Annotated in this window: 14 protein-coding genes and 1 pseudogene; 2 read left to right on the top strand and 13 right to left on the bottom strand. The window is 71.2% G+C overall.

Going from position 1 to position 21,001, the window contains the following annotated elements; genetic code table 11:
- Nucleotides 1–54 precede the first annotated feature (54 nt).
- The 8 genes from AC0699_RS26520 to AC0699_RS26485 all read right to left on the bottom strand — a co-directional run bounded on the left by AC0699_RS26520 (nt 55) and on the right by AC0699_RS26485 (nt 12,768).
- Nucleotides 55–1,185, bottom strand: coding sequence for an inositol-3-phosphate synthase (locus tag AC0699_RS26520; protein ID WP_478664788.1), 1,131 nt, complete (start codon nt 1,183–1,185; stop codon nt 55–57).
- Between the two features lie 94 nt (nt 1,186–1,279).
- Entirely contained in the window at nt 1,280–5,011 is a 3,732-nt protein-coding gene (locus AC0699_RS26515; protein ID WP_478664786.1) for a ThuA domain-containing protein, read from the bottom strand.
- Between the two features lie 322 nt (nt 5,012–5,333).
- Nucleotides 5,334–6,338, bottom strand: coding sequence for a sugar phosphate isomerase/epimerase family protein (locus AC0699_RS26510; protein WP_478664782.1), 1,005 nt, complete (start codon nt 6,336–6,338; stop codon nt 5,334–5,336).
- 13 nt (nt 6,339–6,351) lie between these two features.
- On the bottom strand, nt 6,352–7,548 hold the full coding sequence (locus tag AC0699_RS26505) for a Gfo/Idh/MocA family protein (protein ID WP_478664946.1): 1,197 nt from the start codon (nt 7,546–7,548) through the stop codon (nt 6,352–6,354).
- A 103-nt stretch (nt 7,549–7,651) separates the two neighbouring features.
- On the bottom strand, nt 7,652–8,698 hold the full coding sequence (locus AC0699_RS26500; protein ID WP_478664779.1) for a substrate-binding domain-containing protein: 1,047 nt from the start codon (nt 8,696–8,698) through the stop codon (nt 7,652–7,654).
- Between the two features lie 105 nt (nt 8,699–8,803).
- Nucleotides 8,804–9,835 (bottom strand): ABC transporter permease, encoded by a 1,032-nt coding sequence (locus AC0699_RS26495; RefSeq protein ID WP_478664775.1) that lies wholly within the window; start codon nt 9,833–9,835, stop codon nt 8,804–8,806.
- Nucleotides 9,832–11,358: a sugar ABC transporter ATP-binding protein gene (locus tag AC0699_RS26490; protein WP_478664773.1), complete on the bottom strand. Its 1,527-nt coding sequence runs from the start codon at nt 11,356–11,358 to the stop codon at nt 9,832–9,834. The genes AC0699_RS26495 and AC0699_RS26490 overlap by 4 nt, the downstream gene beginning before the upstream one ends.
- Before the next feature lie 228 nt (nt 11,359–11,586).
- Nucleotides 11,587–12,768 carry an ROK family transcriptional regulator gene (locus tag AC0699_RS26485; RefSeq protein ID WP_478664770.1) on the bottom strand — a complete coding sequence of 394 codons (1,182 nt, stop codon included), beginning with the start codon at nt 12,766–12,768 and terminating at the stop codon, nt 11,587–11,589.
- Nucleotides 12,769–13,035: 267 nt separating this feature from the next.
- Here AC0699_RS26485 and AC0699_RS26480 point away from each other — a divergent pair, with 267 nt between their 5' ends.
- On the top strand, nt 13,036–13,878 hold the full coding sequence (locus tag AC0699_RS26480; RefSeq protein ID WP_478664767.1) for an NAD(P)H-binding protein: 843 nt from the start codon (nt 13,036–13,038) through the stop codon (nt 13,876–13,878).
- Nucleotides 13,879–13,884: 6 nt separating this feature from the next.
- Here the strand turns inward: AC0699_RS26480 and AC0699_RS26475 are convergent, their stop codons facing one another.
- The 4 genes and pseudogenes from AC0699_RS26475 to AC0699_RS26460 form a co-directional block, all read right to left on the bottom strand.
- Nucleotides 13,885–16,467 carry a SpoIIE family protein phosphatase gene (locus tag AC0699_RS26475; protein WP_478664944.1) on the bottom strand — a complete coding sequence of 861 codons (2,583 nt, stop codon included), beginning with the start codon at nt 16,465–16,467 and terminating at the stop codon, nt 13,885–13,887.
- A 28-nt stretch (nt 16,468–16,495) separates the two neighbouring features.
- A pseudogene (locus AC0699_RS26470) lies at nt 16,496–16,573 on the bottom strand (GntR family transcriptional regulator); the annotation flags it as partial.
- A 12-nt stretch (nt 16,574–16,585) separates the two neighbouring features.
- Nucleotides 16,586–17,530 carry a beta-ketoacyl-ACP synthase III gene (locus AC0699_RS26465; protein WP_478664765.1) on the bottom strand — a complete coding sequence of 315 codons (945 nt, stop codon included), beginning with the start codon at nt 17,528–17,530 and terminating at the stop codon, nt 16,586–16,588.
- A gap of 115 nt (nt 17,531–17,645) precedes the next feature.
- A complete protein-coding gene (locus AC0699_RS26460) occupies nt 17,646–18,002 on the bottom strand; it encodes a VOC family protein (protein WP_478664763.1) in 357 nt (118 codons plus the stop codon).
- A 2-nt stretch (nt 18,003–18,004) separates the two neighbouring features.
- Here AC0699_RS26460 and fdhD point away from each other — a divergent pair, with 2 nt between their 5' ends.
- A complete protein-coding gene (gene fdhD / locus AC0699_RS26455; RefSeq protein WP_478664943.1) occupies nt 18,005–19,108 on the top strand; it encodes a formate dehydrogenase accessory sulfurtransferase FdhD in 1,104 nt (367 codons plus the stop codon).
- A 67-nt stretch (nt 19,109–19,175) separates the two neighbouring features.
- Here fdhD and AC0699_RS26450 read toward each other — a convergent pair whose 3' ends face one another.
- Complete coding sequence (locus AC0699_RS26450; RefSeq protein WP_478664761.1) at nt 19,176–20,876, bottom strand: PHP domain-containing protein; 1,701 nt, start codon at nt 20,874–20,876, stop codon at nt 19,176–19,178.
- Nucleotides 20,877–21,001 lie beyond the last annotated feature (125 nt).

The following is a 21,001-nucleotide window of genomic DNA, read 5'->3' as shown; positions in this document are numbered from 1 at the left end:
CCAGGGCGCCCAGGGCGCCCAGAGCACCGAGGGCGCTCCGTCGACGGCGCCCCGTCACCGGGACTCCCCCAGCCGCGCCGCGAAGGCGAGCAGCGCGGCGTACTGGTCGGGCAGTGCCGCCGGGGCGCCTGCGTCCGGGTCCTTGAAGTAGAAGGCGAGTTCGGGGAGCGGGCCGGACAGGCCGGCCTCGTGGGCGCGGGCCACCAGTCGCGCGAGGTCGAGCACCAGTGGCGCCGCGAGAGCCGAGTCGCAGCCCTGCCAGATGGTCTGGAGGACCATCCGCGAGCCGAGGAAGCCGTCGAAGGCGATGTGGTCCCAGGCGGTCTTCCAGTCGCCGAGGGCCGGTACGTCGTCGATGTGGACTTCGCCTTCGGGGGCGGCGCCGAGCGTGTCGGTGAGGACACGTTCCTTTCCGGCGTTCTTCGCGGCGGCCGCCGCGGGGTCGGCCAGCGCAGCCCCGTCCCCGCCGCCCAGGAGATTGGTGCCGGACCAGGCCCGTACGGACAGGGCGCGTTGTACGAACATGGGGGCGAGCACGGAACGGAGCAGTGTCTGGCCGGTCTTGCCGTCCCGGCCGGCGTGGGGCAGTCCGCCGGCACGGGCGGCGTCCTCGAGGGCCGCGGTGCGCAGCCCGGTGGAGGGGGTGAAGTTGACGTACGGGCAGCCCGCCCGGATCGCCGCCGCCGCGTAGAGGGAGCTCGCGGGGAGTCGTTCGGATTCCTGAGCCGGTGCGGGCTCCGTCGAGGCGACGTTCACCACGACGACCCGGGCGAGTGCGTGGCGCTCGCGGAAGGCGACGATGTCGGTGGTGAAGGCCGCGATCAGCTCGGCGTCGCCGCGCGAGTCGCCCGGCAGCGGGCCGCCCGCCCGGATCTCGTCGTTCGCGGCGGCCAGTTCGCCGTGGACCGCCGACGGCAGACCGTGTGGCAGGACACCACCCTCGGCCAGCACCTCCGCCCGCTTGGGCAGGGGGCAGCCGGCCGTGTCGTGACCGCCGAAGACCAGGGAGGACAGCGGCGGCAGCCCGGATCCGGCGAAGGGCGCGGTTTCCGTCACCATGCCCGTCGCCGGGTGCAGCCCGGCGGTGACCGCCGCGCATCCGGCGACCGCGGCGGTGGCGACGGAGCCTCGTGCTCCGACCAGCCAGACCCCGGTGCGCGACACCGATTCGTTCCTGCTCGGCACGGCTGCCTCCCTGCTCTTCCTGTGGTGGGACGGCGGGCGGGGGTACGGCGTCTCCCCGCCCGCCGCCGGCTTGTGGAGTCCGGCAGGGGCCGCCCTACGAGGAGGAGGGCAGCTCCTTGAGCTGGATGTTCCGGAAGGACACCTGGTCGTCGGCCCCGTGGTTCTGGATGCCGATGTAGCCGTCCTTCAGGCTGCGGGCCGGGTCGGTGTTGGTGAAGTCGTTGATCTTCACCCCGTTGAGGAAGACCTGGAGCCGCTCACCCTGGACCTTGATCTCGTAGCTGTTCCACTGGCCGGGCGGCCGCAGCACCCGGTCGCGGGCCTGGATGTCCGCCGACTTGAAGCCGTAGACGGCGCCGGTGGTGCGGTCGGCGGCGTCGGTGGCGTCGATCTGCACCTCGTAGCCGTTGTTCACCGCGGACCAGGGGTCGTCGGAGGCCGGGAAGCCCACGAAGACACCGGAGTTGTCGTCGCCCGCCATCTTCCAGTCGAGCTTGAGCGAGTAGGACTTCAGCTCCTTGGCCTGGTACCAGAGCATGCCCATGCCGCCCTCGGACCGGAGCTCACCGTCCACGACGCCGAACTTCCCGGGCCCGGCCTGCTTCCAGCCCTCCAGCGTGTGGCCGTTGAACAGGTCCCGGTAGCCGGTCTGCGGCTTGCAGTCGGCGTTGACCTGCCCGGCGGCGTAGCGCAGTCCGCCCAGCAGATGCTGCCGGAAGGCCGGTTCGGCGTAGGACTCCTTGGTGTGTCCGCCGCCGGTGTAGAAGGCGCGGCCGCCCTGATAGGTCTGGCACCAGGCGATCGGGTGGTCGCCCTTCATGGTGCCGCCCTGATAGGTGGTCTCGTCGAGGGTGGCGAGGACGCGGGCCTGAGCGCGCGGGTTGGTGCGGTAGTTGTACCACTCGTCGGTGCGTTCCCACGCCTCGTCGAGGTGGGAGGTCGCCGGGTGGTCGCGGTCCTCGACCCGTACCGTCGCCTTCTGGATCTGCGGGTGCGAGTGGAAGTACGCGCCGACGAGTCCGCCGTAGAACTCCCAGTCGTACTCGGTGTCGGCGGCCGCGTGCACGCCCATGTAGCCGCCGCCGGTGGCGACATAGTTCTCGAACGCCTTCTGCTGTTCGGCGCCCAGCACATCACCGGTGGTCGACAGGAACACCACGGCGTCGTACCGGGCGAGGTTGTTCGTCGTGAACTGAGCGGCCTCCTCCGTGGCGTCGACCGTGATGTTGCTGGACTGCCCGAGCTCCTTCAGCGCCGCGACGGCGGTCGGGATGGAGTCGTGGCGGAACCCGGCCGTCCTGGAGAAGACGAGGACCCGCTTGGCGGTCCGGTCGACGGGCGTGTTGGAGATCTCGAAGTCGTCGAGGTCGTAGAGCGCTCCCGCCCCGCCCTTGAAGACCAGGAAGAGCTCGGTGGTCGCCCTCGGCACGCCGCGCAGCAGCACGTCGATGTCCTGGAACGTCTCCCAGCCGCCGGTGACCGGCACCGGCGCCGACCCGAGCAGGGTGCCGGTCGCCGAACCCGTGCGCACTTCGAGGAAGCCGCCGGCACCACCGGAGGAGACACGAGCGGTGAGCTTGGTGGATCCGGTCAGGTTGTACGGCTTGAAGGAGATCCAGTCCCCGTTGTCGATGTCGCCCACGGTCTTGCCTCCGTTGGCGGGCGGCTTGTTGATGACACTCACTCCGGACTGGCCGGTGAAGTGCTCGGCCTGCCGGTGGCGCGGCTGCAGCTGCGCCTGGTCGTGGCTGGTGAGCGCGGCCTGGCCGCCGCCTCCGCCGTCCGTGTACTCGGCGTCGAAGACCCCGAAGATGTTCGCGTTCGGGTCGTGGCCGCCGTCGGCGGACGTCTTGATGGTGCCGGTGCAGCCGTTCGCCGACGTCACGGGGTGGCCGTGGCTGTCATGGCCGAGGACGTACGTCACCTTCACCTTGGCGCAGTCGATCGAGCCGGCCGCGCTGTCCTCGGGGTCCGTGACGGTCACCTTGAACGGGATCTCGTCGCCGAAGCCGAACAGCGCGCCCTCGGCAGGCAGTTGCAGGGTCACCTTGGGCGCGGTGTTGCCGACGACGACCTGGACGCCGGCGGAGCCGGTGCGCCCGGTCGCGTCCTTCGCGGTCAGCGTCGCCGTGTAGGTGCCGTTCTTGCGGTACGTGTACGTCGGGTCGGCGGCCGTGGAAGTACCGCCGTCGCCGAAGTTCCAGCTGTAGGTGAGTGCGTCTCCGTCGGCGTCGGTCGTGCCGGCCGAGGAGAAGGCGACCCGCAGCGGGGCCTTGCCGGACGTCTTGTCCGCGGCTGCCTCGGCGACCGGCGAGTGCCCGTCGGTGGAGTTCTCGATGCGGTAGAGCGCGGAGTGCTCGTTGCCGCCGAACCAGGCGGTGCCGTAGTCGAGGACGTACAGCGCCCCGTCGGGACCGAACGACATGTCCATGATCTGTGTCCCGGTCCACGGGACGGGGTTGACGGACCGGACGGTACCGTCGGCGCCGTGCTCGATGCGCTTGATCCAGCGCCGGCCGAACTCACCGGCGAAGAAGTCGCCGTCGTACGCCTCGGGGAACTTCACCGGGGAGTCGAGGTCCGCCTCGTAGTGGTAGACCGGTCCGCCCATCGGGGACTCGGAGCCGGTGCCGAACTCGGGCACGGATCCGCCGTCGTACGGGATCCAGGCGGGCTGGGCGGGCGGCAGGTCGACGAGGCCGGTGTTGTGCGGTGAGTCGTTCTTCGGAGCCGCACAGTCGAACGTGGCTCCGGACGCCTTCGTCGCGAAGTCGTAGTCGACGTAGGCGTCGTTCTTGCCGGTGCAGAAGGGCCAGCCGAAGTTGCCCGGCTTGGTGACCCGGGCGAACTCGACCTGTCCGGCCGGACCGCGCTTGGGGTCGGCCGCACCGGCGTCCGGCCCGTAGTCGCCGACGTACAGCACACCCGTCTTCTTGTCGACGCTGAAGCGGAACGGGTTGCGGAAGCCCATCGCGTAGATCTCGGGGCGGGTCTTCTCCGTGCCCGGGGCGAAGAGGTTGCCGTCGGGGACGGTGTACGAGCCGTCGTCGGCGACCTTGATGCGGAGGATCTTTCCGCGCAGGTCGTCGGTGTTGCCCGAGGTGCGGCGGGCGTCGTACGCGGGGTTGCGGTCGGGCCGCGCGTCGATGGGCGTGAAGCCGTCCGAGGCGAACGGGTTGGAGTCGTCCCCGGTAGACAGATACAGGTTGCCCTGTGCGTCGAAGTCGATGTCGCCGCCGACGTGGCAGCAGATGCCGCGGGTGGCGGGGATGTCGATGACCTTCTTCTCACTCGCGTTGTCCAGGGTGCCGTCGGCCTTGAGGACGAAGCGGGAGAGCCGGTTGACGCCGTCGTACTTGGCGAAGTCCGCGGCGGTTCCCTCGTTGGGGGCATCGCCGGCGGGCGTGTCCAGCGGGGGCGCGTAGTAGAGGTATATCGCCCGGCTCTCGCTGAACTCCGGGTCGATACCGACGCCCTGGAGGCCTTCCTCGTCGTGCGCGTAGACGGGAATGGTGCCGACGACGCGGGTCGTTCCCGCGGCGTCGGTCATCCGCAGCTCGCCGTCGCGCGAGGTGTGCAGCACACTGCGGTCGGGCAGGACGGCGAGCGACATGGGCTCGCCGACCTCGGGTTCGCCCTTCGCGAGCGTGACCTGCTGGAACTCTTCGGCCGCCGGCTCGGCGGCAGGCGCGTCGTGCGCGGGCGTCACGGCCCCGACGGGGGCGGGTGTCACGGCCCCGACGGGGGCGGCGAGGGCGAGCGAGGTGGCGGTGAGAAGCGCGAGTCCCGAACGGACTCTGCCTGCTCCGGGCCGTTTTCTGTGCACGTGTGTCCTCCGGAAGTAGCCGGTCGTACGAGCGGGTGCTGCCGTGCGGCTCCGCGCGCGAGGTGGCCGCGGAGACTCCGGGGACCGGCGTGCGCCGTTCACGCTGGTCGAATCGCTGGTCGAATCGCTGGTCGGGGTCAGGGTTGTGTCCTGTACACCTCAGGGACCGTAGCCGTGTTCGTCCTGAGTCGAAAGCCCTTGCGCAACAAGGAAGTTGAACTTTCTCCCGCGGCAGGACAAAGCCGTGCCGGGGCAGGCCGGACCGGCCCGGTGGCGGCTGCCGCCACCGGGCTCCGGCCTGCGGTGATGCCGGTGGACGCGGCTAGTCGTTGCCTCCGAAGGCCGCGTCGAACGAGGCCGACGGCGGATCGAAGTCGTACCTCCTCAGCGTGGCAAGCGCTTCCGGTGCGCCCGCCAGCCGGTCCATCCCGGCGTCCTCCCACTCCACCGATACGGGGCCGTCGTAGCCGATCGACCGCAGCATCCGGAACACGTCCTCCCAGGGCACGTCACCGTGCCCGGCCGAGACGAAGTCCCAGCCGCGCCTCGGGTCGCCCCACGGAAGGTGCGAGCCGAGCCGCCCGTTGCGGCCGTCGAGGCGCTTGCGCGCCTCCTTGCAGTCCACGTGGTAGATCCGGTCCCGGAAGTCGTAGAGGAATCCGACCGGGTCGAGGTCCTGCCAGACGAAGTGGCTGGGATCGAAGTTCAGCCCGAACGCCGGACGGTGGCCGACGGCTTCCAGCGCCCGGTGCGTGGTCCAGTAGTCGTATGCGATCTCGCTGGGATGGACCTCGTGGGCGAACCGCACGCCCTCCGCGTCGAAGACATCGAGGATCGGGTTCCACCGCTCGGCGAAGTCCTCGTAGCCGCGCTCGATCATCCTCGTCGGCACCGGAGGGAACATGGCGACGAGATGCCAGATCGAGGAACCGGTGAAGCCGATGACGGTGCGCACGCCGAAGGCGGCCGCGGCGCGTGCGGTGTCCTGCAGTTCGCGTGCCGCCCGCTGCCGTACGCCTTCCGGCTCTCCGTCGCCCCAGATCCGGGCGGGCACGATCGCCTTGTGCCGCTCGTCGATCGGGTTGTCGCAGACGGCCTGCCCCACGAGATGGTTGGAGACCGCCCAGCACTTCAGTCCGTACTTGTCGAGCAGGGCGCGCCGCCCGTCCAGGTAGGAGGGGTCGGCGAGGGCCTTGTCGACCTCGAAATGGTCGCCCCAGCAGGCGAGTTCAAGGCCGTCGTAGCCGAAGTCACGGGCGAGCCGGCAGACCTCCTCCAGCGGAAGATCGGCCCATTGGCCGGTGAAGAGGGTGAAGGGACGTGGCACGGCGAGGACCTCCTCAGACAGGGACGGGTGTGTAGACGGCGTTCTTCTCCGCGCTCTCCTCCACCGCCGCGAGCACCCGCTGCACCTGCAGCCCGTCGGCGAACGACGGCGTCGGGCCGGTGCCGCCGGCGATGGCGTTCACCAGGTCGCGCGCCTGGTGGGTGAAGGTGTGCTCGTAGCCGAGCGCATGGCCGGGCGGCCACCATGCCGCCAGATACGGGTGGTCCGGCTCGGTGACGAGAATCCGCCGGAAGCCCGCCGAGGAGGCGGGCTCGGTGTGGTCGTGGAAGGACAGTTCGTTGAACCGCTCCAGATCGAAGGCGAGCGAGCCGCGCTCCCCGTTGATCTCCAGCCGAAGCGCGTTCTTGCGGCCGGCGGCCATCCGGGTCGCCTCGAAGGAGGCGAGCGCCCCGGAGGCGAGCCGCCCCGTGAACAGGGCCGCGTCGTCGACGGTGACCTGCCCGCGCCCGTCCGCCGCGGCCGCCGACAGGCCCGTCGACGCCCCCGCGAGCAGTGGCCGCTCCCGGACGAAGGTCTCGGTGAGCGCCGACACCCCCACCAGCGGCTCCCCCGCCAGATACTGCGCGAGGTCCACGGCATGCGCCCCGAGGTCCCCGAGCGCCCCGGATCCGGCGTGCTCACGCTCCAGCCGCCAGGTGAGCGGGAAGTCCGGGTCGACGAGCCAGTCCTGCAGATACGTGATCCGTACGTGGCGCAGCACGCCGAGCCGGCCGTCCGCGATCAGCCGGCGGGCGTACGCGATCGCGGGCACCCGCCGGTAGTTGAAGCCCACCATGGCCACCTGGCCGCGCCCGGCGGCCGCTTCGGCGGCGGCCACCATCGCCTCGGCCTCGGCGACCGAGTTCGCCAGCGGCTTCTCGCACAGGACGTGCTTGCCCGCCTCCAGCGCCGCGATCGCGATCTCCGCATGGCTGTCACCCGGTGTGCAGACGTCGACGAGCTGCACGTCGTCGCGGGTGACGAGGGCGCGCCAGTCGGTCTCCGCGGCCGCCCAGCCGTGTCTGGCCGCGGCGGCCCGGACGGCGGCCGCGTCGCGGCCGGCGATCGCGGCGAGCACCGGCCGCGCCGGCAGATCGAAGACACGGCCGACGGTGCGCCATCCCTGGGAGTGGGCGGCGCCCATGAACGCGTATCCGACCATGCCGACGCCGAGTGTCGGCGGGGCGGCCTCACTGTCCCTCTGTTCCATACCGGCCATACGGGTTCCTCCTCGTCGCTTGCTCGGTGGGGGCGGGCCAGGGCCTGTCCTGCGGACCTTGCCGGGCCGATCCGCAAGGCAGGCCCTGGCCCGATCAGCTGAAGCCCGTCGGCAGGTACTCGTCGACGTTCTCCTTGGTGACGACGGCCGAGTAGAGGGTGATCGAGGCGGGGATCTCCAGCTCCGCCATGCCGCCGACGCCCTTGCCCTGGCCCAGCGCCCTGGCCAGGTCGATGGCGGAGGCGGCCATCGTCGGCGGGTAGAGGACGGTCGCCTTCAGTACGCCGTTGTCGGCCTTGATGGCGTCCATCGCGGCCTTGGCCCCGGCGCCGCCGACCATCAGGAAGTCGCTGCGGCCCGCCTGCTGGATGGCGCGCAGGGCGCCCACGCCCTGGTCGTCGTCGTGGTTCCAGAGCGCGTCGAACTGCTTCTGCGCCTGGAGCAGCTGAGCCATCTTGGCCTGGCCGGACTCGACCGTGAACTCGGCTGCCTGGCGGGCGACCTTCTTGATGTTGGGGTAGTTCTTGAGTGCGTCGTCGAAGCCCTGGGTGCGCTGCTTGGTGAGCTCCAGGTTGTCCATCCCGGCGAGCTCGATGACCTTGGCGTTCGGCTTGTCCTTGAGCTGCTCGCCGATGTAGCGGCCGGCGTTGAGGCCCATGCCGTAGTTGTCGCCGCCGATCCAGCAGCGGTAGGCCTGCGGGGACGCGAAGATCCGGTCCAGGTTGATCACGGGGATACCGGCCTTCATGGCCTGCAGTCCGACCTGGGTGAGGGCCTTGCCGTCGGCCGGCAGGATCACCAGCACATCGACCTTCTTGTTGATCAGCGTCTGGATCTGGCCGATCTGGGCCGCGGTGTCGTTCGAGCCCTCGGTGATCTCCAGGGTCACCTCGGAGTACTTCTTCGCGCGCTCCTTGGCGTTCTCGTTGATGGCGTTGAGCCAGCCGTGGTCGGCCTGAGGTCCGGCGAAGCCGATGGTGACGGGCTTGCCGGGCTTGTCGTCGGCCGCCGGGACATTGTTCGTGGCCGTGTCCTGCTTCCTGGGCTCATTGCTGGTGCAGGCGGCGAGGAGCGCGCCGGTGGAGACGGCGGCGGTGCCGAAGAGCAGTCCTCTGCGGCTGGTGGCCGGGATTTCTGGCATGGCGACAAACCCCTTTCGGGACAGGGTGCGATCGGGCGTGCGGGGAGGGGGAGATGGAGAGGTGTTACGTACGCGATGTCACACGCGCTGTGTCAACGCGCACTGTCACGCCTCGCCGTTGCGCAAGGTGCTGCGCTGGACCAGGACGGCGGCCACGATGATCGCTCCCTTGGCGATCTGCTGGACGGCGCTCTCCAGATTGTTGAGGGCGAAGATGTTGGTGATGGTGGTGAAGACGAGCACACCGAGGACGGAGCCGACGATGGTGCCGCGGCCGCCGCTGAGCAGGGTGCCACCGATGATCGCGGCGGCGATGGCGTCGAGTTCGTACAGATTGCCGTTGGTGTTCTGACCGGAGCCGGACAGGATGATCAGCAGGAAGGCCGCGATCCCGCAGCACAGTCCGGAGAGCAGATAGAGGTGGAGCCGCTGGCGGCGTACGTCGATGCCGGCGAGCCGGGCCGCTTCCGCGTTGCCCCCGACGGCGACGGTGCGGCGTCCGAAGGTCGTACGGTTCAGCAGCAGCCAGCCGACGACGGTCACGGCGGCGAAGACCAGGACCAGCGGCGGGATGCCGAGGATGTAGGCGTCGGGGACGCCGAGGTCGAGGACCGACTGCACGGTGACGATCTGGGTCTTGCCGTCGGTGATCTGCAGGGCGAGCCCGCGCGCCGAGGCGAGCATGGCGAGGGTCGCGATGAACGGCACCATGCCGCCGTAGGCGATGAGCAGTCCGTTCACCAGTCCGCAGCCGAGACCGACGACGACCGCGGTGAAGAGGATGCCGGCGAAGCCGTATCCCTGGGTCGCGACCGTCGTCGCCCACACCGATGCCAGGGCCACGATCGCCCCGACGGACAGATCGATGCCGCCGCTGGTGATGACGAAGGTCATGCCGACGGTGACGACGCCGATGACGGACGCCTGGGTGAGCACCAGCTGGAGGTTGGAGGTGTCCAGGAAGGTGTCGGGCCTGGTGATGCCGCCGACCGCGATCAGTACGACGAGGACGCCGAGGAGGGACAGGTTGCGGACGTCGGCGCGCAGTCCCATCGACGGCCGACCGCGCCTGGCGGCCGTGGACTTGACCGTCGCCGGCGGCGGTGCCTGCGGGGCCTCGGAGGCAGGCTGCGTCATGAGCTGGGGCTCCCTTCCAGGACAAGGTCGAGTACGCGGTGCTCGTCCAGCTCCCCGGCGGGCGCCGTGTGCACGACGTGGCCCTCGCGGAGCACCAGCACCCGGTCGGCGAGCCCCAGCACTTCGGGGACCTCGCTGGAGACGAGGAGGACGGCGAGTCCGTCGTCGGCGAGCCGGCGGATCACGGCGTACAGCTCGGCGCGGGCGCCGACGTCGACGCCGCGGGTCGGCTCGTCGAGCAGCAGGATGCGGCAGCCACGCAGCAGCCAGCGGGCGAGGACGGCTTTCTGCTGGTTGCCGCCGGAGAGGGTACGGACGCGGGCGTCGGGGTTGTCGGGTCGCAGCGAAAGCTCCCGGGTGGCCTGCTGCGCCGCCCGGCGCTCGGCGCCCCGGTCCAGCCAGCCGCCGCGCGAGAAGCGGGAGAGCGAGGACACCGACACATTGCGGGTGACGGATTCGAGCATGAGCAGGCCCTGGGCCTTGCGTTCCTCGGGCGCGAGTCCGAGTCCGGCGTGGACCGCGGAGCGCACGCTGCCGGGGGTGAGCGGGCGGCCGTCGACGGTGACCCTGCCCGCGCTGGGCTTACGGGCGCCATAGATGGTTTCCAGGATCTCCGAGCGTCCGGAACCGACCAGTCCGGCGAGGCCGACGATCTCTCCGGGCCGCAGTTCGAGGTCGACGGGGGCGAACTCGCCGTCTCTCGCGAGGCCTTCGACGCGCAGTAGGGGTTCGCCGCGGGGCGGGGTCGTGGGCCGGTCCGGGAAGACGTACTCGACGTCGCGGCCGGTCATCATGGCAACGATGTCGCGCGTAGGGGTGTCCTTCGCGGGAAGCCCCCCGGCAACGGCCCGGCCGTCCTTGAGGACGGTGACGCGGTCGCCGATCCGCCGGATCTCCTCCAGCCGGTGGGAGATGTAGACGACGGCGACGCCGTCGGAGGTGAGGTCGGCGACGATACGGAAGAGATTGGCGGTCTCGTCCGGGTCGAGGGCCGCGGACGGCTCGTCCATGACGATGAGGCGCACATCGTGGGAGAGCGCGCGGGCCATGGAGACGATCTGCTGCTGTGCGGCGGAGAGTTGACCGACGGCGCGCCCCGGGTCGATCTCGGGGTGGCCGAGGCGGCGCAGGAGCGCGGCGGTGGTCTGGCGGGCCTCGCGGCCGCGGACGACGAATCCGGCGGCGGTCGGTTCATGCCCGAGGAAGACGTTCTCGGCGACCGACAGTCCCTCCACCAGGTCGAGTTCCTGGTAGATGGTGGCGATGCCGAGCCGCATGGCGGCGACGGGCGACTTCAGTGAGACGGGGTCTCCGCGCCAGGTGATCTCTCCGTCGTCGGGCTGGTGGGCTCCGGCGAGGACCTTGATGAGGGTCGACTTCCCGGCGCCGTTCTGGCCGAGGAGGCAGTGGACTTCGCCGGCCCGGACGTCCAGGTCGACGCCGTCGAGAGCACGGACACCGGGGAAGGACTTGGTGATGCCGGACATGGTGAGGAGCGGTGGTGCGGGTGGATCTGGTGCCATGACGAATCCCCTCGGCGGGTGCGGGTGCTGCGCGTGCCGTTTCGGGTGGTGCCGTGGTTCCGGTGGTGCTGTCCGGTGCGGGCCGGTGGTGGTGCGTGCCCACCCTCCCCCGTAGCCCTTCGGGCATGGGAGGTTCCCCCGCCTCCCCCTGGGACTCCGTCCTGGGGGACCCCTGGGGGCATCTCCCAGGCGGAGCTCTGGGGGGGAGGAACGCCTGCCTTCAAACCCTCACGCAGGCGAGAACAGGTGGTCGCTGATGAGCCGGGCCGCGCCGATCACTCCGGCGGTGGGGCCCAGTTCGCCCAGCACGATGGGGAGATTGCCGGTGGCCAGCGGCAGTGACTGCCGGTAGACCTGGGTGCGGACGCTGGCGAGCAGGGTGTGTCCGAGGCCGGTGACCCCGCCGCCGATCACGACGAGACCCGGGTTGAAGAAGCTGACGAGTCCGGCGATGACCTGGCCGACGCGGTTGCCGCCCTCGCGGATGAGATCGAGCGACGTGGCGTCGCCGGCGGCCGCGGCCGCGGCGACATCGGCGGCGGTGAGCTTCCCGGCCGCCTCCAGTCGTGCGGCGAGTTCCGGCGACTGTCCGGTACGGGCCGCGTCCTCGGCGTCGCGGGCGAGCGCGGCACCGCTGAAGTGGGCTTCCAGGCAGCCCCTGTTGCCGCAGGCGCAGGCGCGTCCGTCGGCCTCGACCTGGATGTGGCCGATGTCGCCGGCGCTGCCGGTCGTACCGCGGTAGACCTCGCCGCCGACGACGATGCCGCAGCCGATGCCCGTACCGATCTTGACGCAGAGGAAGTCACCGACGGAGCGTGCGACGCCCGCGTGCTGCTCCCCCATCGCCATCAGGTTCACATCGTTGTCGACCATGACGGGGCAGCCGAGTTCCTGGCTGAGCGCCTCGCGGACCGGGAAACCGTCCCAGCCGGGCATGATCGGCGGTGCGACGGGCACGCCTTCGGGGAAGCGGACGGGGCCCGGCACTCCGATGCCCGCTCCGTCGAAGCCTTCGGCGAGCCCGGAGGCCCTGAGCTTGGCAGCCATCGCGAGGACCTGCTCGAAGACGGCGACCGGGCCCTCGCGGACGTCCATCGGGTGGTTGAGGTGGCCGAGGACCTCCAGTTCGGCGTTGGTGACGGCGACATCGACGGACGTGGCGCCGATGTCGACGCCGAGGAAGCGCAGGTTGGGGGCGAGCCGGATGTTGTGCGAGCGGCGGCCGCCGCGGGAGGCGGCGAGCCCGTCCGCGACGACCAGGCCGGTCTCCAGCAGCCGGTCGACCTCGACGGCGAGCTTCGACCGCGAGAGATCGACCTGATCGCCCAGCTGGGCACGGGAGTTGGGCCCGCCGTCGCGCAGCAGCCGCAGCAGTCGCGCCTGGTGCGCGTTGGCGGGTCGAGCCGTCATGCGTCTCACGCGCCCCTCCCCGCCCTTCCAAAGGCCGTCTCCGGCGATGTGTCCGCCGGCTTTCGAGGGGAACGTAGCAGCGCTTTCCCAGGGTGGGAAGAAGTTGAGCATGAATCCACCACAACTTTCTCCACACCGAGGACAAAGCCGTTCGGGTGCGTCCGTCCGCGTAGATCGGGCCCCGTGCGGTGCCGTGCCGCTGGTGTCGCCACAGGTGGCGAAGCACGATGGGCCGGACGGGACAGGGAACGACGGAAGGACTGCCGCATGATTCTGGTCACGGGCGCCACGGGGAACGTCGGCTCCGAGCTCGTTCGCGCACTGGCCGAAGCGGGCGCTCCCGTGCGGGCGTTCAGCAGATCGGGTGGTTCGGCCGCGCTGCCCAAGGGCGCCGAAGGGGTGTCGGGCGATCTGAACAGCGCGGAATCGGTGGCCGCGGTCCTCAAGGATGTACGGGCCGTCTTCCTGATGCCGGGCTATCAGCAGGCGCGCGAGTCGCTCGCGGCCCTGCGTACGGCGGGCGTCGAGCGGGTCGTGATGCTCTCCGGCGGAGCGGTGGCGACCGGCGACATGACGAACGCGGTGACCCGCTACCTCACGGAAGCGGAGTCGGCGGTCGAGGAGTCGGGACTGCCGTGGACGTTCCTGCGGCCGTACTCGTTCATGTCCAACACCCTGGAGTGGGCGGAGGGTCTGCGCGCCGGGGACGACACGGTGCGCGCGCCGTTCGCCGGGGTACCGGTGGCCACCGTCGACCCGTACGACATCGCCGCCGTGGCGGCGCTGGCGCTGACGTCGTCCGGGCACGAGGGCAAGGCCTACGCGCTGTCCGGCCCGGAGGCGCTGCTGCCCGCCGACCGGGCACGGATTCTCGGTTCCGTGCTCGGCCGTGAGCTGGACTTCGTGGCCCTGTCCGACGAGGAGGCCAGGGTGCTGATGGAGGAGCAGATGCCTGTCGCGTACGTCGACGCCTTCTTCAGCTTCTACGTCGACGGGACGCTCGACGAGTCACAGGTGCTGCCGACCGTCGGCGATCTGCTGGGGCGGCCACCGCGCACGTTCGGGCAGTGGGCGGCAGCGCACGCCGACGCGTTCAGGGCGCGGCCCTGACCGCCGTCACTGCGGGCCCGGCAGGGTCCGGCCGGAGTCCTGGGCCGACCAGCGGGCCGTGAGCAGCAGCGCGATGTCGTCGGGGCGGTCCGTGGCTTTGCGTGCCTCGCGGATCAGACGGTCGGCGGTCTCCGCGATGGTCTGGGCACCGGTCTCGGCGAAGGTGGCGCGCAGCAGCTCGATGCCGATGTCGATGTCCGTGCCCGGCTTTTCGATCAGTCCGTCGGTGTACAGGGCCAGCACCGCCCCGGGCTCCAGGGCCAGCTCGCTGACGGGGTACGTCTCCTCGGCGTCGACGCCGAGGACGAGGCCCCCGGGGAGGTTCAGGACCTCGGTCCCGCCGTCGGGCCTGCGCAGCAGGGGCTGCGGATGTCCGGCGCGCACGGCTTGGGCGGCGCCCGTCGCCGGGTCGAACCGGACGTAGCAGCAGGTGGCGAACTGTGCGGGGTCGAGGTCGATGAGGAGCCGGTTGGTGCCGCTCATGACCTCGTCCGGTTCCCGGCCGGCCAGTGCGAACGCCCGTACGGCGCTGCGCAGCTGTCCCATGATCGCCGCGGCGGCGACACCGTGGCCCTGGACGTCGCCGATGACGAGGGCCAGGCCGGCTTCGGTCTCGATGACGTCGTACCAGTCGCCGCCGACGTCCATGCCCTGGGTGCCGGGGAGGTAGCGCCCTACCGTCTCCACGTTCTCGACCGTGGGCAGCCGGTGTGGCAGAAGGGCGGACTGGAGACCGCGGGCGACGCCGGCTTCGGTGTCGTAGCGCTGGGCTCGTTCGAGGGCCTGCGCGATGAGTCCGGCCAGGGCGGTGAGGACGGTGCGCTCCTCGGGTGCGAAGCCGCGCGGCTGATCGAAGCCGAGGATGCAGGAGCCGACGGGACGGCCGGAGGCGATCAGCGGGAGGAAGGCACGGGCGCCGACGGAGGCGTCGAGGGCGAGACCCGGATAGGCCGCGGCCAGCTGCTGCATGGACTCGAAGAAGATCGGGCGGCCGGTGGTGAGCGTTTCGACGCCGGGGATGCGGGCGTCGAGTGCGACGCCTTCGAAGGGGGCGAGGAAGCCGGGCGGGAATCCGGTCTCCCAGGCCAGATAGAGGTGACGTTCGTGAAGGACGTAGATGGCCAGTTGGCGGCCGCCGAACGCGGGCAGCAGCTCTTCGGTGACGACGGCGGACACCTGACGGGCGGTGACTGCCTCGGTCAGCGCGATGGCGAGGGCGACCGGGCGGTAGAGCGCGGTGGCCCGGTCGGCGGGTGAGGCGAAGGTGCCGATCCCGCTGCCCGGCCGGCTGACGGAACCCGGTGCGTAGGCGGGGCTTTCGGCGGCGGCGACCGTGACGGTCAGTGCGCGATGCCCGGGGTAGAGGGTGACCGACACCCAGTCCTGCTCGCCGCGGTTCGCCTGGAACTTGACGGGTTCGTGGGAGATCAGCGCCGCCCGGTAGTAGTCGTCGTAGGCGGGCCGGGCGAGCCAGGGCACGGCTTCCCACAGCACCCTGCCGGCCAGTTCGGTGCGGGCGAGCCCGAGCAGCTCCTCGGCCTTGGGGTTGACGTAGGTGATCCGCCCGCCCCGGTCGAGGGAGAAGACTCCGTCGGGAAGGCGGTCCCCCGCCTCGGTGGCGATCGCACCCGCGCCGAGGTCGATGAGGGATCCGGCGATGCGGCGCGTCGCGATGCCCTCGGCCGGGTGCACCGGGCGGCCGGTGAGCTCCACGAGGGAGGGCGGGCCCTCGCCGTGCTGGATCCGGAGTCTGCGGACCACCGGACGGCCGTCCTGGGCGGCTTCCCGTGCGACGGCCCACAGCTGGTACGCGTCCTCGGAGGTGACCTTCGCGGTGAGGGCGTCGATGGTGCCGTCGAAGTGGGCGGGGTCGATGCCGAGGATCGCGCAGAGTTCCTCGTCGGCCGTGAGGGCCCCGCTGCCGAGGTCCCAGTCGAAGGTGCCGATCCGGACGGGGCGGACTGCGGGTTCGGGGGGCTGGACCACGATCGGTTCCCCCCGCCACAGCACCTCGGTGCCGCCCTTCTGCAGTTCCGCGAGGGCGGCGCCGAGGCGATGGCCCGCGTCGTCCATGCGGCGCTTGTCGGCCTCGTCGACCGGCTTCCCGGGCGTGGCGGGGCGCAGCACCATGAGCACCCCGAACCGGTCGGTTTCGCTCAGGACGGGCACGTAGAGGGACCCGAACGGGAACGGCAGACCGGCGATGAGCTGCGGGAACCGCCGCATTGCCTCTTCGCCGTCGGCGAGGTGGATGGGCTGACAGCTGCGATAGCACTCGGCCACGGGGAAGGGCCGGTTCACATGCATACGCCACCAGGGACGGAACATCATGCCCGGCAGCCCCGAAAGCACGGCGAGCCGCAGCCGGCCCTGCGTCTCGGAGCGCAGGTACACCCCGCCCGCGTAGCCGCCCACCGCACCGGCCGCCTTGACCGCGGCCTCGGCGAGCACCAGGCCGAGCTCGTCCGGGCCGCGGACGGCACTGCCGCTCGTCCCGCGCTGCGGCCCGCTCTCAGCTTGCGGGCCAGCCCTGGCCGCGCCGTACCAGGTCACATAGCAAGGATGCGTCAGTGCCGCCCGGAAACGCACCTCCAGCGCGGCTGCACGCAGGCCGGGCCTCACGCTGGTGGTAGGTCCTGCGCGTGTGTTCGGTGCGCGCCCGCATGATCTCGGTGGCCCGCTGCTCGTCGCCGGCAGGCCGATCCGCTCAGGGGCAGCGAATGACCTGGCCCGCGTACGAGAGATTTCCGCCGAAGCCGAAGAGCAGGGCCGGCGCTCCCGAGGTGACCTCGCCGCGCTCCACCAGTTTGGACAGGGCCATGGGGATCGAGGCCGCCGAGGTGTTGCCCGATTCGACGACATCGCGGGCCACGACCGCGTTCACCGCGCCGATCCGGCGGGCTACGGGCTCGATGATCCGCAGGTTCGCCTGGTGCAGCACGACGGCGGCCAGGTTCTCGGGAGCGATGCCGGCCTTCTCGCACACCCGGCGGGCGATCGGCGGGAGCTGGGTGGTGGCCCAGCGGTAGACGGACTGGCCCTCCTGGGCGAAGCGGGCCGGGGTGCCCTCGATCCGTACGGCGTGGCCCATCTCCGGGACCGAACCCCACAGCACGGGCCCGATGCCCGCATCTGCCTCGTCGCACGCCTCCACGACCGCGGCGCCCGCACCGTCGCCGGTGAGGACGCAGGTGGTGCGGTCGGTCCAGTCGGTGACCTCGGACATCTTGTCGGCGCCGATGACCAGGGCGCGGGCCGCGGACCCGGCGCGTACGGCGTGGTCGGCGGTGGCGAGGGCGTGGGTGAAGCCCGCGCAGACGACGTTGAGGTCCATGACCGCGGGAGCTGCCATGCCGAGCCGGGCGGCGACGCGCGCGGCGGTGTTCGGGGAGCGGTCGACGGCGGTGGAGGTGGCGACCAGGACCAGATCGATGTCGGCGGGGGTCAGTCCGGCCGCGGCGAGAGCCTTCGCGGCGGCGTTGGCGGCCAGCTCGTCCACCGGCTCGTCCGGGCCCGCGACATGGCGGGTCCTGATACCGACCCGGCTGGTGATCCATTCGTCGCTGGTGTCGACCATTGCCGCCAGGTCGTGGTTGGTGAGCACCTTGGCGGGCTGGTAGTGCCCGAGCGCGGCGATACGAGTGCCGGTCATGCCCGGGAAACCCCCTCTGCTGTCGACGTCAGGAGCCATCCAGTCTGGTCAGCGACTCACGGGTACGAGGGCAGGTAAACCGACAGGATTCGCCCGCGCGTCTTGGAGACTCCGCTCAGCGCACCGGCGGCTGGTGCACCCCGAAGGGCGAGCCCTGGTCGTCGCGGCAGAAGCGGAAGCGCCCGAAGCGCTCGACGCTCTCCTGGCCCTCGCTGTCGGGGCCCTCGACCGTGCCACCCAGCTCGACGACCCGGGCGAGCGCGGTGTCGAGGTCGTCGACCTTGAAGAAGAGGTACGGGTCCGCTTCGGTGTCGGCGCCGTGGACGCCGCCGGGGACGGTGGGCGTGGTGATCGAGAAGCCGGTTCCGGTCGGCACCTCCTCGAAGGTCCAGCCGAAAAGGTTTCCGTAGAAGGTGCGGGCCTTCTCGGGGTCGTCCACACCCAGTTCGAAGAACGAGATCTCCCCGGCCATCGCTGGCTCCTGTCGTTCGACGGGCTGTCGTTCTCCACGCTGCCACACGCCTTGTCGGCGGCAAATCGGCGCAGACGGAGACGACGACGGTCTGCGCGTACTGCGGAGTGGGGTGCAATGTGACCCTGCACGTCCAGGACAATGAGCTCGTCGACGTCACGTCGTCGCACACCGGCCCCGTGACCCACGGCAACCTCCGCATCAAGGGCCGCTTCGGCTTCCAACACGTACAGAATCCAACACGTACAGAATCGGGACTGATCACCATGGGACGGGTCACCGAGCGCCGCCGCACCATCCGCGTCCGGGACGGGGCGGTCTCCGCCCGGACGGACACGCTGGTCGCCGAGGAGCCGCTGGAGATCCGGCTGAACGGACGGCCCCTGGCGATCACCATGCGCACCCCTGGCGACGATTTCGCGCTCGCGGCCGGTTTCCTCGTCAGCGAGGGCGTGATCGGCGCCGCGGCCGAGGTGCGGTCGATCGTGTACTGCGCGGGCGCCAAGGACGACGGCTCGAACACGTACAACGTGGTCGATGTGCAGCTCGCCCCGGGCGTCGAGGTCCCGGACATCACGCTGGAACGGAATGTGTACACGACGTCGTCGTGCGGTCTGTGCGGCAAGGCCAGCCTCGACGCCGTGCGCACCACCACCCGCTTCCCGGTCGCCGACACTCCCCCGGTACGGGTGGAGCCCGCACTGTTGTCCGCCCTCCCCGACCGGCTGCGGGCGGCGCAGCGGGTCTTCGACCGGACCGGGGGGCTGCACGCCGCCGCGCTGTTCTCGGAGGACGGCGAACTGCTCGACGTCCGCGAGGACGTGGGCCGCCACAACGCGGTCGACAAGATCATCGGCCGGGCACTGCGGGAGGATCTGCTGCCGCTGTCGTGGGCGATCCTACTGGTGTCGGGGCGGGCGTCGTTCGAGCTGGTGCAGAAAGCGGTGATGGCCGGGATTCCGGTGCTGGCGGCCGTCTCGGCGCCGTCCTCGCTGGCCGTGGATCTGGCCGCCGAGACCGGGCTGACGCTGGTCGGCTTCCTCCGTGGTCCCGACATGAACGTGTACGCGGGTGAGGAGCGCATCGCCCTGCGTTCGGGGGTGTGACGGGCCCGGCCGGCGGGGAGCGCCCCCTGCGCCGGCCGGGGCCTTTTCCGGACCGCCCCGCGACGGTCTACCGCACGACGTCGATGAACACCGGGTTGGTGTAGCACCAGGTGTCCAGCCACGGGTCGCCGTTGCCCGGCTCGTGCGCGATCGGCCCGTGCGGGTCGACCGCCGCGCCGAGGAGGCCGGGGCCGTTGCGCTTCCCGTCGCTGCCGCGCAGCCGTACGTAGCAGGACTCGTCGATCCGGCCGAGCGGGATGCGCAGCGTGTAGCGTCCGCGGCGGCCGGAGACGTCGGCGGTGTGCACGACCCGCGTGTCGGGGGCGCGCCACTCGTCGCGGTCCGTGACCGCGCCGCGGACCGCGCCCCGGATGACGTCGAGATGGGCGAGGCCGGGCACTTCACCGTGGTGGTTCGGGCGGGACGCGGTGGTGACGGTGACGGTCAGGGTCACCTGCTCACCGCGGCGGACCCGCAGCCGGCCGCCGAGTGTGACGCCACGGCCGGTCCCGTACGGGCGGTGGACGCGTACCTCGATGCCGTCGACGAGCTGACCGTGGTCGACCCAGACCCGGCCGGCCCGCAGTCCGGCCATGACGTGGCGGTAGCCATAGCAGGTCACGCCGACGTGCGTACGGCTGAACTGGCCGGGCCACAGATCGCTGCCGGGCTGCGGCTCGGTGGTGTCGACCGGGTCGGGGAGGCGGCCGGTGTTGTCGAAGTTCTGGCCCGGCAGCCAGTCGCCGTTGCGCCAGGTGTCGAACACGACCCGGTGCACATCCGAGTTGGAGGTGATCGAGAAGAGCTTGCCCTCGGCGAGCATGGCGTCCCAGAGGCCGCCGACGGTGGCGGTCGCCCAGTCGAAGCCGCCATAGGTCACGTACGCCTCCCGCGGGTAGCCGGGGAAGGAGTGCGCGGAGGGGGCGTTCTCGTACTCGCCGCGGATGCTGTACGTGCCGCGGCCGGGGTGTGCGGCGCCCTGGGCGCCCGGTGCACCCTCCATGCCGATCATGATGCCGGGTGCGGCGTCCCGCCAGGCCCGCAGCTCGTGCGGGGAGTCGATACCGAGGCGCAGCGGGTGGTTGGCGAGGACGAGGACGTCGTCGACGTATCCGCTGTTGCGCTGCCGGTCGAGCCACTGGAGGGCCTTGACGGCGTGCGCCTCGTTGCGCGGGGTGTCGGGGTGGCCGGGGGCGCCCGCGGTGTATCCGAGGAGTTTGCCGTCGTACTCCCGCTCGAAGCGGGTGAGCAGGTCGACCTCGTGGCGGCTCGGGGCGGAGAAGACGGTGGCGTGCTCGGCTCCGGGTATGTACCACTCCAGGCCCTGGAAGATCAGCATGCGGCGGTTCTCGGCGCGGGCCCTGAGGATCTCCCGGTGCTCGGCCTCGGCTCCGCCGGCCTGATGGTGGCCGATGTTGCTGTGCTCGGTGAGGACCATCCAGTCGAGGCCGTAGCGGGAGGCCGCGGTGGCGAGCTGGGAGAAGGTGTACTTCGCGTCGTGGCTGTACACCGAGTGGATGTGGTGGTCGCCGACCAGGTACACGAGGTGCGGGTCGTCCCCGCCGTGGGACGGGTGGTGCGACGGGGTGCGGGCCTCGGCCGGGGTCGGGGCGAGTGCGGACGCGCCGGTGTACGCGGCGCCGGCGAAGGCGGCGCCGTACAGCCCCGCGCGGCGCAGGAGGCCGCGGCGGGACAGGCTCTGCGGGTCGAGCGACGCGGCGGGGACGTCGGGGTCGGCCCAGCGCGGCAGGGGTTGGGGGCTGTGCATGGCTCGTGCTCCTTGCGAAGGGTCGGGCGGCGGCCAGGCGTTGACGGGTCGGACGTTGACGATCAGGCGTTGACGGTCGGACGTTGACGATCAGGCGTTGACGGTCGGACGTTGACGGTCTGGCG

This window comes from Streptomyces sp. NPDC043870 (assembly GCF_056435785.1).
Note: the sequence above shows the minus strand (reverse complement) of the source record. Positions and strands in the feature narration are given on the sequence as shown.

Bases quoted from the DNA above. Each gene is read 5' to 3' on its own strand.
- AC0699_RS26450 (WP_478664761.1), bottom strand. From the start codon at position 20,876: ATGCACAGCCCCCAACCCCTGCCGCGCTGGGCCGACCCCGACGTCCCC.
- AC0699_RS26480 (WP_478664767.1), top strand. From the start codon at position 13,036: ATGATTCTGGTCACGGGCGCCACGGGGAACGTCGGCTCCGAGCTCGTT.
- AC0699_RS26490 (WP_478664773.1), bottom strand. From the start codon at position 11,358: ATGGCACCAGATCCACCCGCACCACCGCTCCTCACCATGTCCGGCATC.
- AC0699_RS26460 (WP_478664763.1), bottom strand. From the start codon at position 18,002: ATGGCCGGGGAGATCTCGTTCTTCGAACTGGGTGTGGACGACCCCGAG.
- AC0699_RS26505 (WP_478664946.1), bottom strand. From the start codon at position 7,548: ATGGAACAGAGGGACAGTGAGGCCGCCCCGCCGACACTCGGCGTCGGC.
- AC0699_RS26500 (WP_478664779.1), bottom strand. From the start codon at position 8,698: ATGCCAGAAATCCCGGCCACCAGCCGCAGAGGACTGCTCTTCGGCACC.
- AC0699_RS26485 (WP_478664770.1), bottom strand. From the start codon at position 12,768: ATGACGGCTCGACCCGCCAACGCGCACCAGGCGCGACTGCTGCGGCTG.
- AC0699_RS26495 (WP_478664775.1), bottom strand. From the start codon at position 9,835: ATGACGCAGCCTGCCTCCGAGGCCCCGCAGGCACCGCCGCCGGCGACG.
- AC0699_RS26465 (WP_478664765.1), bottom strand. From the start codon at position 17,530: ATGACCGGCACTCGTATCGCCGCGCTCGGGCACTACCAGCCCGCCAAG.